Source organism: Hymenobacter sp. YIM 151858-1 (genome assembly GCF_025979705.1).
In the GTDB taxonomy this organism is placed as follows: Bacteria; Bacteroidota; Bacteroidia; order Cytophagales; family Hymenobacteraceae; genus Solirubrum.
The window spans coordinates 2,643,642-2,657,947 of record NZ_CP110136.1 but is presented as its reverse complement, the minus strand read 5'-3'; the positions used below and the strand labels follow the sequence as shown (position 1 = coordinate 2,657,947).

The 14,306-nt window shown below is 57.8% G+C and carries 8 protein-coding genes, 2 tRNA genes and 3 rRNA genes; 11 read left to right on the top strand and 2 right to left on the bottom strand.

Features of this window, described 5'->3' with window-relative positions:
• Positions 1–16: 16 nt before the first annotated feature.
• The 11 genes from tsaB (at position 17) to rrf (ending at position 11,321) form a co-directional block, all read left to right on the top strand.
• Entirely contained in the window at positions 17–712 is a 696-nt protein-coding gene (tsaB, locus tag OIS50_RS11825; protein WP_264690846.1) for a tRNA (adenosine(37)-N6)-threonylcarbamoyltransferase complex dimerization subunit type 1 TsaB, read from the top strand.
• Positions 713–792: 80 nt separating this feature from the next.
• Entirely contained in the window at positions 793–1,302 is a 510-nt protein-coding gene (locus OIS50_RS11820; RefSeq protein ID WP_264690845.1) for a DUF2480 family protein, read from the top strand.
• Between the two features lie 148 nt (positions 1,303–1,450).
• A complete protein-coding gene (locus tag OIS50_RS11815; protein WP_264690844.1) occupies positions 1,451–2,815 on the top strand; it encodes an APC family permease in 1,365 nt (454 codons plus the stop codon).
• Positions 2,816–2,911: 96 nt separating this feature from the next.
• A complete protein-coding gene (locus OIS50_RS11810) occupies positions 2,912–3,901 on the top strand; it encodes a hypothetical protein (RefSeq protein ID WP_264690843.1) in 990 nt (329 codons plus the stop codon).
• On the top strand, positions 3,876–4,154 hold the full coding sequence (locus tag OIS50_RS11805; protein ID WP_264690842.1) for a hypothetical protein: 279 nt from the start codon (positions 3,876–3,878) through the stop codon (positions 4,152–4,154). The genes OIS50_RS11810 and OIS50_RS11805 overlap by 26 nt, the downstream gene beginning before the upstream one ends.
• A gap of 168 nt (positions 4,155–4,322) precedes the next feature.
• On the top strand, positions 4,323–5,492 hold the full coding sequence (locus tag OIS50_RS11800) for a class A beta-lactamase-related serine hydrolase (RefSeq protein ID WP_264690841.1): 1,170 nt from the start codon (positions 4,323–4,325) through the stop codon (positions 5,490–5,492).
• A gap of 705 nt (positions 5,493–6,197) precedes the next feature.
• Positions 6,198–7,712: ribosomal RNA gene (locus tag OIS50_RS11795) — 16S ribosomal RNA — on the top strand.
• A gap of 130 nt (positions 7,713–7,842) precedes the next feature.
• A tRNA-Ile gene (locus OIS50_RS11790) sits at positions 7,843–7,916 on the top strand.
• 36 nt (positions 7,917–7,952) lie between these two features.
• Positions 7,953–8,026, top strand: a tRNA-Ala gene (locus OIS50_RS11785).
• A gap of 177 nt (positions 8,027–8,203) precedes the next feature.
• Positions 8,204–11,113, top strand: a 23S ribosomal RNA gene (locus tag OIS50_RS11780).
• Positions 11,114–11,209: 96 nt separating this feature from the next.
• Positions 11,210–11,321, top strand: a 5S ribosomal RNA gene (gene rrf / locus OIS50_RS11775).
• The 16S, 23S and 5S rRNA genes sit together here with 2 tRNA genes alongside, the layout of an rRNA operon.
• Before the next feature lie 498 nt (positions 11,322–11,819).
• Here rrf and OIS50_RS11770 read toward each other — a convergent pair.
• Together OIS50_RS11770 and porV are read right to left on the bottom strand one after the other, a co-directional pair.
• The gene (locus OIS50_RS11770) at positions 11,820–13,103 is read right to left on the bottom strand and encodes a M16 family metallopeptidase (RefSeq protein WP_264690840.1); all 1,284 of its coding nucleotides are present in this window, start codon (positions 13,101–13,103) and stop codon (positions 11,820–11,822) included.
• Between the two features lie 6 nt (positions 13,104–13,109).
• Positions 13,110–14,300: a type IX secretion system outer membrane channel protein PorV gene (gene porV / locus OIS50_RS11765; protein ID WP_264690839.1), complete on the bottom strand. Its 1,191-nt coding sequence runs from the start codon at positions 14,298–14,300 to the stop codon at positions 13,110–13,112.
• Between the last annotated feature and the right edge of the window lie 6 nt (positions 14,301–14,306).

Below are 14,306 nucleotides of genomic sequence, written 5' to 3'. Positions count from 1 at the left end.
CGTAATTTTGCCGTTGATGCCTCTCATACTCGCTCTTGAAACTTCCTCACCCGTCTGCTCGGTAGCGCTGACGCAGGGCGGCGCCTTGCTGGCTGCTACTGAGTTGCGGCTCGAAAAGTCGCACTCGTCGCACCTTACCGTGCTTATCGAGCAACTGCTCAGCAATGCGGGCGTCACGCTCGAGCAGGTTTCGGCGGTGGCCGTGTCCGATGGACCCGGCTCGTACACAGGTTTGCGCATCGGTGCGGCCGCTGCCAAAGGATTGTGCTACGCCCTGGGTTTGCCGTTGGTAGCCGTGGGCACGTTGCCGGCCCTGGCGCACCAGGTGGCCCAGCAGGTACCTAGGGCCGGGCGTTACCGCTTCTGCCCCTTGCTCGATGCCCGCCGCATGGAAGTATACGCCGCGCTCTACACCGCCGAGGGCCAGGAGTTGCAAGCGCCGGCACCCGTGATACTGGCTGCCGACAGCTGGGCCGCGGAGCTCGACCTAGGGCCGGTGGTGTTCTTCGGGAGCGGCGCGGCTAAGTTTCAGCCGTTGGTAGCCGACAACCCCAACGCTGAGTTTCTGTTTGACGTGCATCCGTCGGCCATAGCGGTGGCGCAATTGGCCGAAGCCGCCTACGCGCGGCAGGAGTTTAAAGACGTGGCATACTACGAGCCTTTCTACCTCAAGGAAGTGTACACCACTACCCCGAACAAAGCCGTTTTGTAAAGTGTATTGCATAGGGAGCGTATGGCCTTGCGGCCGAACCGCATTCCACTCCTCAGTACCAACGACTGAATACTCCTTCCATGGACGAAATCATCAACCGCGTCGCGCAAAGCGCCTTGGTCAGCTTCAACCTCGAAGAGCTGAAGCACCCCGGCGAGCGGGTCGTGTACGACATCAAGGATAACCTGTTTCACGGCCTGATCCTGCGCGAAAAGGACTTCCGCGACTTCCTCAAAACGCACGACTGGAACCAGTACGACGGCAAGAACGTAGCCATCGTCTGCTCGGCCGATGCCATTGTGCCCACGTGGGCCTATATGCTGCTGGCCAGCAAGCTGCAGGGCCACGCGCATCGCTACGTGTTCGGTAACCTGGAGGCCTTGGAGCAGGAACTCTTCTGCGAAGCCATTGCCGCCTTAAATCCCGAAGACTACCGCGACGCCAAGGTGGTGGTAAAGGGCTGCGGCAACGACCCCGTGCCTACATACGCCTACGTGGCCATTATGCAAAAGCTGCTGCCGGTGGCCAGCAGCATTATGTATGGCGAGCCGTGCAGCACGGTGCCGCTCTACAAGCGCCCGAAGGCCTAGGTACCGGATATTGCAGCCCCCGTGGGCAACTCAGCGCGCCATGCTGAGCGTAGTGCAAGCACCGTTTGGGAGTAGCAAGTTGGCTGCGCCCGTGCTTGGCACCGCTCGGCATGGCGTTTCGTATGCCGTTTATTAAGTAATTCGCCGCATGAGTCAGCCCACCCTGAGCAAACCTGTATACCGGATCGGCTTCTACACCGGCATTGCCATTGTGGTGGCCAACATGGTAGGCACGGGGGTATTCACGAGCTTAGGCTACCAGGTATTGGGCACCACCAGCGGTTTTGCCTTGCTGATGCTGTGGGTTGTGGGCGGCATAATCGCCCTGTGCGGAGCCTTGTGCTACGGCGAGCTGGCCGCGGCGCTGCCCCGGTCGGGCGGCGAGTACCACTACCTTTCGCGCATTTACCACCCCAGCGTGGGGTTTTTGTCGGGCTGGATTTCGGCCACCGTTGGGTTTGCGGCCCCCACAGCTTTGGCTGCCATTGCCCTAGGTAGGTACACGGCCAGCGTATGGCCGGGGGCGCATGCCAATTTGCTTTCGGTGGCCGTGGTGGCGGGCATCACCGTGGTGCATCTCATCAGCGGGCAAGTAGGCAGCCGCTTTCAGGTGGTAGTTACGGTGCTGAAGGTCGGTTTGCTGATTTTCTTCATCGGAGCCGGGTTGCTGGCCGAGGCGCAACCGTTTTCTTTCGCGCCAACGGCCGAAGCCGGCCGGCAAATGCTGCAGCCTTCCTTTGCCGTTTCGCTCATTTATGTGTCGTACGCCTACTCGGGCTGGAATGCGGCCGTGTACATGGCTGGCGAGGTAGAGCAGCCACAGCGCCGGTTGCCGCGCATCCTGCTTATTGGCACGAGTGTGGTGGCGCTGCTGTATGTGTTGCTGAACTACGTGTTTCTGCGCACCACCCTCATTGGTGTGCTGGCCGGGCAGGTGGAAATAGGCTTTTTGTCGGCCAATCAGATTTTTGGCGTAGCAGTAGGCCAGCTGATGGGTTTGCTGGTGGCCTTGCTGTTGGTGTCCACGGTCAGCTCCATGATTTTTGCGGGGCCGCGCATCGTCCAAACCATGGGCGAAGACCTGCCGGCCCTACGGTGGCTGGCTCGCCGCAGCCGGCGCGGCCTGCCGGTGCGCGCCACATTGTTTCAGACCCTGCTTACCCTGGTATTTATCGTGTCGGGTACTTTCGAGGCGGTATTGGTGTACGCTGGCTTCGTGCTCAACCTATTTACTTTTCTCACCGTGCTGGGGCTCTTCGTGCTGCGCTGGCGCCAGCCCGAGCTGCCACGCCCGTACCGTACGTGGGGGTATCCGTTCACGCCGCTTCTGTTTCTGGCCCTCAATGCCTGGACGCTGGTTTTCCTGCTGCGCGACCAAACCCCCGAATCGATATTAGGCTTGGGCACCGTGCTTATTGGCTTGGTTATCTATGCTGTCATCTCCGCCCTAGGTGCCAGCGATAAAAGAGCAGCAGGGGAGGGGGGTAAGCCTGTTACTGGAGCAAGGCCCTAGGTCGTTCAGCCGGGTGCAGCTTCCTGAGGCAATGAGGTGCCTATCATCCCCGCCGAGGTTTTGTAACTTTCCGGCAAATCAGCCTTTGTTCAGGTAATGCGTTTCTCTTTGTGCCGGTGGTTGTTGCCGGTTGTTATTGCCTCTGCGTCGGCCTGCTCCGAGCAGCGTAATTCATCAGTAGCCAAGCAAACCCAACCGGTACCAGCCGTTGCCAACACCGCGGCCGTATCTGATACAGCGGAAAGGCCCACTGGCGCCCGGCCGGTAGTCGCAGCAACTCCCACCGACACCTCCGATACGCACGATGTTGCCTCTTACCTAGGGGGCCTGCCGGTAAAGCGTAGCTCAGGCCTGCGTGCTCTAACCGCCAAGCCCGAATGGCAAAGCTTTGCTGCCGATGCCGATGCCAACTGGGCCAAGTACCACGCCAGCCGCACCACCAAAATTCAAGCGTGGGCCAAACAAGAGCTTGACAGCGTGCAACAGCAGAGCTCGGTGGTGTTTTACCCGTTCAGCGGCCCCGATTTTCTGAATGCGGCTACCATGTTTCCGGGCAGCCAGGCGTATGTGCTGGTGGGCCTGGAGCCAGTAGGCTCGGTGCCGGGCCAGGCGTCGCTCCAGAGTCCCAAGCTCTATCATGCCATCAAAACCTCGCTTTGGTCGGTCTTAAGCTTTAGCTTCTTTCGTACCAACAGCATGGCCGTCGACCTGAAGTCGCTGGAGCTTGACGGCGCCTTGCCTCTGATCATGCTCTTTGCCGCTCGCACCAATCATTTGGTTACGGATGTGCAGTACCTGCACCTCAGCCGCACCGGCGAGGCGTTGCCGCCCGATTCGGTTAGCGCAGCCGCTGCCAGTAAGCTGATTCCGGGTGTGCTCATCAAACTGCGTGCTTCGGATGGTCAGGAGAAGAAAGTTTACTACTTCTCGGCCGACTTAAGCGACTGGAAGCTGGGGCAAAATCAACGGCGCTATCCTGCGCTATGTGCGAAATCTGGGGCCGCTTACCACCTATGTAAAATCGGCTACTTATCTGATGCACAAGCCGTACTTCAGCAAAGTGCGCAACCTTATTTTGGAGCGTAGCCAGTTCATTCTCCAAGATGATTCGGGCATTGCCATGAAGTATTTCCCGCGCGGCAATTGGCGCTTCATACATTATGGCACTTACCGCAAGCCAATACCAATGTTCGCCATGTACTACCAGCCTGCTCTTACCGCAGCCTACCAGGATTCGGTGCAGAAACCCCGCCCGCTCCCTTTCGGCACCGGCTACAACTGGCGCGTCAACGACTCTAACCTCCTGCTTGCCAAACGAAAGCATGTGCCCAGTGCCTAGCACACCAGAGTACAAACTTATTTCGATAGCATAAATAGGTATTAGGTTGATGCTATGTTGAGATGCTGCACATTGTTTGGGATAGTGGTGTTGAGTAGTGTGTACATTTCGTCTGTTTCGCAGTTAAAACCTCGGAACAAGCAAACGGCCACTCCTCCTGCAAACCTCTTGGATAGTTTGCTGCGGAGTACGCCGGCGCTTATGCCAGTCGTAAATAATGCAGAGGAGCACGAACTGCAGGTCATTTACACACGCATCCAGCGCTCCGCCAATGGGCAGCCGAGCTTCCAGCAGTACACCTACCGGCTCAACGACAAGGCCTACTTCAATCCGGCTAGCCTTGTTAAGCTGCCTGTGGCGCTTCTTGCGCTCGAAAAGCTGAACATTTTGCGCCAACAGGTACCAGCCTTAACCCGTCAGAGCATAATGGCCACCGGGGTGGCGGGCCGTTGCCAAACAGCCGTACCGTTTATCACCTCAACCGATAGTAATAAAGTCGCCAGCCTGGGTAACTACATAAAGCGGATGTTGCTGGTAAGCGACAACCAAGCATATAATAGGTTGTACGAGTTTCTGGGCCAGCAATACATTCATCAACGGCTCGCCAAAGCTGGCTATCCAGAAGTACGCATCACCCGAAGGTTTGCCCCTTGCGATACAGCCGCCAACCGCTGCACCAATCCCGTTACTTTTTATACCGTGGCCGGCAGTAAAATCTACCATCAGCCAGCCACGTGCAATCCAACAGCACCAAGGCCACCTCTGGGGCGCTTTGTAAAGGGCCGCGGGTATTACAGCGCAGGAAAGTTTGTTCCTCAACCATACGATTTCACCACCGGCAATTACTTGCCCTTGCGAATTGTTGACGAACTGTTGCGGCAAACGCTCTTCCCCAATACTAGCAGCGCCAATCCTGCTTTTGCTTTAACCAGCGCCGACTACGCATTTCTGCGCACCTATCTAGGCAGCACTCCAGCCGAATCGGGCTTTCAGCGCTTTGCCTCTCCCGAATACTTTCCAGCTTACAAAAAGTACCTGTACTACGGGCGCCAACGGCATTCCAAGCCACAGCCAGGACTGCGCATCTATAATATAGTAGGCATGTCGTACGGCTACCTAGCCGACTGCGCCTACTTTGCCGACCAACGGACGGGTGTTGAATTCATCTTGAGCGCAGTTTTATACGTCAACAAGGATGGTGTCCTAAACGATGGCTCATATGAATACAAGTCCATCGGTCTGCCTTTTCTGCAGGCGCTGGGGCAAGCCATCTATAGGTTTGAAGCAGAGTATCCTCATGCTTACCCCTTCAACAAGGCAAAGAGTAACACTGAGTGATAGAGGGTGGCAAAGCGCAACCTGCACTCATTCAGGCCACAAAGTACTGACTGAAAACAAGTGATGAAAAAATCTTCTACTAACGTTTGCGTAAGCCAAATCAAACCCCCACTTTTGCACTCCCAATCCGAAACGCGGTAGGGAAAGCAAGCTGAACAGGCTTGCTTGTAGTGACTGAGTTTCTTCTGATTCCTGCCTGCTTATCAGGTTTAGGAAATTTTTCGAAGCGCTTGTTTTTGTTGATCTGGGGTTGCTACCTTTGCAGCCCGGTTCAAAATCAGAATCGGCAGGCCGAAAAAAGAGGGGCTTGGAACTTGCAAAGTGGCAACGTGGTTTGCTACCTTTGCAGCCCGGTTCGAAACGCGAACGGGCAGCCGCAAAAGAGGCAAACGGGGCGGCGAAAAAAAAAAGTTGCCCGGGGGCTTGCAAACGACGAACCGCGCTTCGTACCTTTGCCACCCCAAACGCAAACAACCGAAGCGAGCAGCGCTTCGCCACGAACACGACCGGTGTTCGCACGTTCTTTGAGAGAGTGTTGAAAACGACAAGGTAGTAGCCGCTTGCGGCGCCGCGAGGCGCGGGCAAGGGGCGAAGACAAGCGAAACGAACAAACCGATCCTGTCAGCCGCCCTTCTCTTGTGGAAGGGCAACGACAAAAGATTGCTAGGACACAACGCTGCGCTTCGGCGCGGCACACAAACTTTTACAATGGAGAGTTTGATCCTGGCTCAGGATGAACGCTAGCGGCAGGCCTAATACATGCAAGTCGAACGCGGGGCAGCGATGCCCCGAGTGGCGCACGGGTGCGTAACGCGTAGGCAATCTGCCTACTTCTGGGGGATAGCCCGCCGAAAGGTGGATTAATACCGCATAAGACCACGGCGCGGCATCGCGCAGGGGTTAAAGAATTTCGGAAGTAGATGAGCCTGCGTGCCATTAGCTAGTTGGCGGGGTAAGGGCCCACCAAGGCGACGATGGCTAGGGGAGCTGAGAGGCCGATCCCCCACACTGGCACTGAGATACGGGCCAGACTCCTACGGGAGGCAGCAGTAGGGAATATTGGGCAATGGCGGAAACGCTGACCCAGCCATGCCGCGTGCCGGATGAAGGCCTTCTGGGTTGTAAACGGCTTTTGACCGGGAAGAAAAAACCCTTGCGAGGGGAATCGACGGTACCGGTTGAATAAGCACCGGCTAACTCCGTGCCAGCAGCCGCGGTAATACGGAGGGTGCGAGCGTTGTCCGGATTTATTGGGTTTAAAGGGTGCGTAGGCGGCCCGGTAAGTCCGTGGTGAAAGCCCCTCGCTCAACGAGGGAACTGCCATGGATACTGCCGGGCTTGAGTCCAGACGAGGTTGGCGGAATGGATGGTGTAGCGGTGAAATGCATAGATACCATCCAGAACCCCGATTGCGTAGGCAGCTGACTAGGCTGGTACTGACGCTGAGGCACGAAAGCGTGGGGAGCAAACAGGATTAGATACCCTGGTAGTCCACGCCGTAAACGATGGATACTCGCTGTGGGCAATATGACGGTCCGCGGCTTAGCGAAAGCGTTAAGTATCCCACCTGGGGAGTACGCCGGCAACGGTGAAACTCAAAGGAATTGACGGGGGCCCGCACAAGTGGTGGAGCATGTGGTTTAATTCGATGATACGCGAGGAACCTTACCTAGGCTAGAATGCGCGTGACCGGCCCAGAGATGGGCCTTTCCTTCGGGACACAAAGCAAGGTGCTGCATGGCCGTCGTCAGCTCGTGCCGTGAGGTGTTGGGTTAAGTCCCGCAACGAGCGCAACCCCTATGTTTAGTTGCCAGCGCGTCAAGGCGGGGACTCTAGACAGACTGCCTGCGCAAGCAGCGAGGAAGGCGGGGACGACGTCAGGTCATCATGGCCCTTACGCCTAGGGCTACACACGTGCTACAATGGGCGGTACAGCGGGTTGCCACGCAGCGATGCGGAGCCAATCTCGAAAAGCCGTTCTCAGTTCGGATCGCAGTCTGCAACTCGACTGCGTGAAGCTGGAATCACTAGTAATCGCGTATCAGCAACGACGCGGTGAATACGTTCCCGGGCCTTGTACACACCGCCCGTCAAGCCATGGAAGTCTGGTAGACCTGAAGCCGGTGCTCGTCACAGAAGCCGGTTAGGGTAGAACAGGTAACTGGGGCTAAGTCGTAACAAGGTAGCCGTACCGGAAGGTGCGGCTGGATCACCTCCTTTCTGGAGCACTTTTGTTACGCTGACCGGATTGTGGTTCGTCAAGCTGACGCTTGTTGTTTTCGCACTCGCTCAAATAATTTAGTTGAGTAACGAGGATTCACTGCGGCCTGCGGGCGGCAACTGAAGGCCCGGGCTTGTAGCTCAGGTGGTTAGAGCGCGACACTGATAATGTCGAGGTCCGTGGTTCGAGTCCACGCAGGCCCACTCGCTTCGGCGTCCGGCCGCGGCGACTTGTACGACGGGGGATTAGCTCAGCTGGCTAGAGCACCTGCCTTGCACGCAGGGGGTCAACGGTTCGAATCCGTTATTCTCCACTCTTACCTAGGCGGTTGGGCTTCGGCCCACCTGCCTCCGTGATGGACAGCAGGTCCGTCATACGTTCTTTGACGTAACGGCTAGCAAACATAGAAGATAAGCCCAACCACCTGGCGTGGTTGCGCATCACACGAGCAAACGACAGTTCCCTGCTTACTCGGGAACGACCGTTACTTACGGAAGTAACGAAGGGCGCACGGGGGATGCCTAGGCTCTCGGAGGCGACGAAGGACGTGATAAGCTGCGATAAGCTTGGGGGACGGGCACATACCGGTTGATCCCGAGATTTCCGAATGGGGCAACCCACTTGGTTGAAGACCAAGTATCCGAATCCGCAAGGACGGAGGCGAACGCGGGGAACTGAAACATCTAAGTACCCGCAGGAACAGAAAATAACAATGATTCCCCCAGTAGTGGCGAGCGAACGGGGACGAGCCCAAACCGGGTTGGTTACGGCCAGCCCGGGGTTGTAGGACCGCGGCGTGGGACCTTTTTACGGTAGTCGAAACAGGTGGGAAACTGTACCAGAGACGGTGAGAGTCCGGTAGACGACATTGTAAAAGGCCCTAGCGGGATCCTGAGTAAGGCGGGGTTGGAGACGCCCCGTCTGAATCCGCCGGCACCATCCGGCAAGGCTACATACTCCCGAGAGACCGATAGTGAACCAGTACCGTGAGGGAAAGGTGAAAAGAACCCCGGATAGGGGAGTGAAAAGAACCTGAAACCGTGCGCTTACAAGCGGTCGGAGCTGCTAGGTGCAGTGACGGCGTGCCTTTTGCATAATGAGCCTACGAGTTGCTCCTCCCTGGCGAGGTTAAGCGTCTGGAGACGCGGAGCCGCAGCGAAAGCGAGTCTGAACAGGGCGCAGAGTCAGGGGGGGCAGACGCGAAACTTTGTGATCTACCCATGGGCAGGGTGAAGGTTGGGTAACACCAACTGGAGGCCCGAACCAGTTTCCGTTGAAAAGGATTTGGATGACCTGTGGGTAGGGGTGAAAGGCCAATCAAACTGAGAAATAGCTCGTACTCCCCGAAATGTATTGAGGTACAGCGTCGTGGTCGAGTCACCTGGAGGTAGAGCTACCGATTGGACTAGGGGGTGTCACAGCCTACCGAATCCAGACGAACTCCGAATGCCACGGTGATATACACGGCAGTGAGGCCTGGGGTGCTAAGGTCCCAGGCCGAGAGGGAAAGAACCCAGACCATCCGCTAAGGTCCCTAAATCCGGGCTAAGTTGAACAAAGGAGGTCCAGTTGCCTTGACAGCCAGGATGTTGGCTTGGAAGCAGCCATTCATTTAAAGAGTGCGTAACAGCTCACTGGTCGAGCGACAGGGCATCGATAATACGCGGGCATCAAGTCCGGTACCGAAGCGATGGATTCTACTTATGGTAGAGTGGTAGGGGAGCATTCCAGCAGCGGCGAAGCCACGACCGGGAGGCGTGGTGGAGCGGCTGGAAAAGCAAATGTAGGCATGAGTAACGATAATGGGGGTGCGAAACCCCCACGCCGATAGACTAAGGTTTCCTGCTCAACGCTAATCGGAGCAGGGTTAGTCGGGACCTAAGGCTAAGCCGACAGGCGATGACCGATGGCCAGCTGGTTGATATTCCAGCACTTGTTCAGTGGAGTGATGCGGTGACGGAGAAGTGAAAGGCACGCGGGCGGACGGAAGTGCCCGTTGAAGCGCGTAGGTATAGGACCGGTAGTGAAGTACGCCGGTTTTGCCGAAACGTGATAGTAGGCCAAGCCCCTCGGGGCGCGGCCATAGTTGCCCTAATCAGACTCCCAAGAAAACCCGCTAAGCGTTTACCGCTGGACAACCCGTACCGCAAACCGACACAGGTAGTCAAGGAGAGCATCCTGAGGCGCTCGAGTGAATCACGGCCAAGGAACTCGGCAAAATGGTCCTGTAACTTCGGGAGAAGGGACGCTTCCTCCTAGCAATAGGAGAAGCCGCAGTGAAAAGGCCCAGGCGACTGTTTAACAAAAACACATGGCTTTGCGAACTCGCAAGAGGAAGTATAAGGCCTGACACCTGCCCGGTGCCGGAAGGTTAAGAGGGGGACTTAGCGCAAGCGACGGTCTGAATCGAAGCCCCGGTAAACGGCGGCCGTAACTATAACGGTCCTAAGGTAGCGAAATTCCTTGTCGGGTAAGTTCCGACCTGCACGAATGGTGTAACGATCTGGGCGCTGTCTCAGCCGTGAGCTCGGTGAAATTGTAGTCTCGGTGAAGATGCCGAGTACCCGCCACGGGACGGAAAGACCCCGTGCACCTTTACTACAGCTTGACATTGACCCTGGGCACCGCATGTGTAGCATAGGTGGGAGGCGTTGAGCCGGGGGCGCCAGCCCTCGGGGAGCCGACGTTGAAATACCACCCTTGCGTTGCTTGGGGCCTAATCTCCAGGAAGGGGAAACAGTGTCTGGTGGGTAGTTTGACTGGGGTGGTCGCCTCCAAAAGTGTATCGGAGGCTTTCAAAGGTCCGCTCAATCCGCTTGGTAACCGGATGCAGAGCGCAATAGCAGAAGCGGGCTTGACTGTGAGGCCGACACGCCGAGCAGGGTCGAAAGACGGATATAGTGATCCGGTGGTTCCGCATGGAAGGGCCATCGCTCAAAGGATAAAAGGTACGCCGGGGATAACAGGCTGATCTCCCCCAAGAGCTCATATCGACGGGGAGGTTTGGCACCTCGATGTCGGCTCGTCACGTCCTGGGGCTGGAGAAGGTCCCAAGGGTTCGGCTGTTCGCCGATTAAAGTGGCACGCGAGCTGGGTTCAGAACGTCGTGAGACAGTTCGGTCCCTATCTGTGGCGGGCGTTGGAATGTTGACAGGACCTGACCTTAGTACGAGAGGACCGGGTTGGACCAGCCGCTGGTGTACCAGTTGTGCCGCCAGGTGCAGCGCTGGGTAGCTACGCTGGGTCGAGATAAGCGCTGAAAGCATCTAAGTGCGAAACTCACCTGAAGATGAGCATTCCGTTGTATAAGGTCCGTGGCAGATCACCACGTCGATAGGCCGCAGGTCTTAAGCCGGAAACGGCCAGCCGAGCGGTACTAATGAACCGAACGCTTCCGAACCAGTGCCTCGTGTTTTCCCCTTCTGCGTTTGCTGGCCGTGCGTCACAAGTTCACGGCTCCCGCCGCCCCCACCGGGCCGGGATGTCCGCTCACGACAATGGTGGCTTTAGCCCGGGTGTTCACCTCTTCCCATTCCGAACAGAGTCGTTAAGCCCCGGAGCGCCCATGGTACTGCCTTCGCCGGCGGGAGAGTCGGTCGCCGCCAACCCTTGTCTGTTCGCGCTGCCCCCCGCGGGTTCCTCCCCCAGGAACCGCCGCGGGGGGCAGTCCGCGTTGCGGGCGAAACGCGGGCCCGCGCGACCTGCCACCCCGGGGCTTCAGCCGCCGGGGACGCGCAGACGCAAGGGCTGCTTATTCCTACCGGTTGATACACGCTGGCGCCCCCGGCCGCCCCGGCGGGCCACAGCCTTGCCGGAGCCGGTGGGCCGGTCGCCTCGGGCCAAGCCGGCATGCTCCCCACCGGTCCGGTGGGGAGCATGCCGGCTGCGGAAGCCGTGCGTGGGCCCGAGCCGCCTGGGCAACGGCACGAAGCCGGTCTGCGCGGGGGGAAGGCGCGTGTACGGCTTGCCCGCCCGCATGCCCGCGCGCCCGGTGCGGGCGCAGTGACGGACCGGTTTCTGGGCCCGGGCGGGTAACTGAGCCTGCTGCCGGCTGGGCTTCGGTGCCCGGCAGGGAGAAACGCCCCAGGCCGGGCACCGAAGACTGGCTACCGCGCCGTTGGGCCCGCCACCGCTTGCGCCAGCCCCGCCGGGGCCAGATAGCCCTGCGCCAGCGCGCGCAGCTCATCGGCCGTCACTGCACTTACCTCTGCTATGAACTGTGCATGGAAGTCTGAATGCAGGCCGAGTAAGACGCGGGTTTTGTATTTGTCCGCTTGCTCGAATATTGTTCCAAGCTCGTTCAGGAACTTACCTAAGATGTAGCTGCGAACTGTTTCAAGTTCTTCTTCCGGTATCGCTTCTTCTTGAAGCGTGCGCATTTCATGATGTATTTCCTGAATCGCAGCTTCGGCGTTTTGTGCGTTCACATCAGAGGCAATAATTAGATTGCTGCCGTGCTCACGATGATTGATGCTAGCATAAATGCCGTATGTAAAGCCTTTGTCCTCCCTGATGTTCTTCATCAAGCGTGAGCCGAAGTAGCCTCCCAGGACTTTCACAAGGAATTGTAGTTTGTGAGTATCCGCATGGGAAGGAGTAGGCCATGCACGACCTAGGCGCAGCGAAGCTTGCAAACTGCCTTCTATAGCTACGTAGTCGGCCGGGATAGGTGTGAAGTCGTTTGTGAACTCCACGATGGCTCCGTTTGCGCTAGGTTTGCCAGATGTACCTAGCAGTTCTTGCAAGATATTGATGTGGCTTTCATTCACATCGCCGCACAGAAACAGCTCAGCTTTGCCCAGATTGTATGCTTCGTGATGAAAACTGCGGGCATCATCTGGGGAAAGTGTCCGGAAGGAGTCTTCGTTGAACACCCTGCCGTACGGGTGCTTTGGGCCGAATAGGTTCTGAGAAAACCGTTCCGAAGCCAGATAGCTAGTCTTCTGTCGTTCTACTCGAATATTTTGAATAGTGCGAAGCTTAAGCTGTTCAACGTCGCTGTCGGGAAAGCTGGCGTTAATCAACACATCTTGCACCAAAGGAAGCAACTTCTCTAAGTGACGGGACAAGCAATAGAGCGTCAGTGTCGCTCTATCGAAACCTTGCTCGCATTCCAGGGAAGCCCCGTAAAAAGCTACTTCGTCAGCAATTTGGCGTGCGGTGCGCGAGTGGGTCCCATCGAGCAGTGTGCGCGCTGTCAGCAGCGACACTCCGGGCGTAGGATCGTACCAGCGGCCGGCTGGCAGCACAACCTGCAAGCGCACTACTGGCTGGGCATTGTGGGGTAGTACGTGTAAACGAGCCCCGTTTGGCAGCTGCGTAACGGTGGCCTTAGGCAAATCGACCCGGCCAATTGGCCGGGTCGGAGGAGCGAGTTGACGATTCAGCATCGACACTTAGTTTGAGGGCGAATCGCCGGACGAGGCGTTGTCGCTTGCGTTACCAAAGTTGAAATGGAGCGAAACCCGAATGGTGTTGGCCAGTGGATTGGCGCGGGAGTTCGGCACTAGGTAAGCGGCATCTACACCGAATACCTGATAGCGCAGACCCAAGCCCAGGCAGAGGTACTGCCGGTCGCCTTTCAGCGGGTTTTCATAGAAATAGCCTACGCGCGCGGCCAACAAGTCGTTGTACCAATACTCGGCACCGGCCGAGAGGTTGATTTCCTTGAACTCCTCGCTGGCCCCGCCGGGCGCATCGCTGAACGAACCCAGGATGCCACTCACAATCGACTTACGGGCAATGCGGTCGTTCTCGGCCACCACGGCTGGGTCCGACGAATCAACCCCGTCGATGTAATACGGAGTAGGCACCAGCAGCTTGTTGGCGTCCACGGTCAGGGTAATCTTGTTGAAGGCGTCCAACTCGCGCGTAATGGCCGTGCCCAGCTTCAGGTTGGTCGGCAGAAAATCAGCCTGATCGGCCCGCGTGTAGGTAATCTTGTTGCCGATATTCGACACTGCGGCGCCGAAGGCCAGGTTGTAGTCACCGGCCCCGATGGATACGTCGCGGTTGTAATACACGCCTAGGTCGACGGCAAACGCGTTGCCAGGGCGGCTATCGGCAATTTGGCTGCCGGTGAGGTTCGAGCGGATGTAGCGCGTGGTCACGCCTACGCCTAGGTACTCGCTGAGCTTTTGCCCGTAGGTGAGGCTAACCGAATATTCCTTCGGGTTGAAGGTACCTTCGGGCTGGTTGGTGCTGCTGCGAAAGTCGATGGAGCCTAGGTCGAAGTACGTGAGCGAGGCGGCCAGGGCCGAGCGTTGGCCGAGCTTCTTGTACCCCGACAGCGCCGAAATGCTCATGTCGTCGGTTACGTTGCGCAGCCACGGCGAGTACGAGGCCGAAGCACCGTATGGGTTCCGCAAAAAGCCCAGCTTGCCCGCGTTGTGGAAGGGGGCGTTGGCATCAGGCGAAATGGCAGCCCCCGCATCACCTAGGGCAGCGGAGCGCGCATCGGGGCTGATGGTGATGAACGGTACGGCCGTGGTGATGGTGTTGGTTTTTTGTTGGGCCTGCGCAGCGCCGGCTGTGCCCAGCAAGGCTGGCAGCAGCAAGCGCATGGCCGTCGACTTCGAAGAGGGCATATGCAG

What these genes read in the sequence shown, in the direction of transcription:
- OIS50_RS11815 (WP_264690844.1), top strand. Translation starts at nt 1,451, where the DNA reads ATGAGTCAGCCCACCCTGAGCAAACCTGTATACCGGATCGGCTTCTAC.
- OIS50_RS11810 (WP_264690843.1), top strand. Translation starts at nt 2,912, where the DNA reads ATGCGTTTCTCTTTGTGCCGGTGGTTGTTGCCGGTTGTTATTGCCTCT.
- OIS50_RS11820 (WP_264690845.1), top strand. Translation starts at nt 793, where the DNA reads ATGGACGAAATCATCAACCGCGTCGCGCAAAGCGCCTTGGTCAGCTTC.
- tsaB (WP_264690846.1), top strand. Translation starts at nt 17, where the DNA reads ATGCCTCTCATACTCGCTCTTGAAACTTCCTCACCCGTCTGCTCGGTA.
- OIS50_RS11770 (WP_264690840.1), bottom strand. Translation starts at nt 13,103, where the DNA reads ATGCTGAATCGTCAACTCGCTCCTCCGACCCGGCCAATTGGCCGGGTC.
- porV (WP_264690839.1), bottom strand. Translation starts at nt 14,300, where the DNA reads ATGCCCTCTTCGAAGTCGACGGCCATGCGCTTGCTGCTGCCAGCCTTG.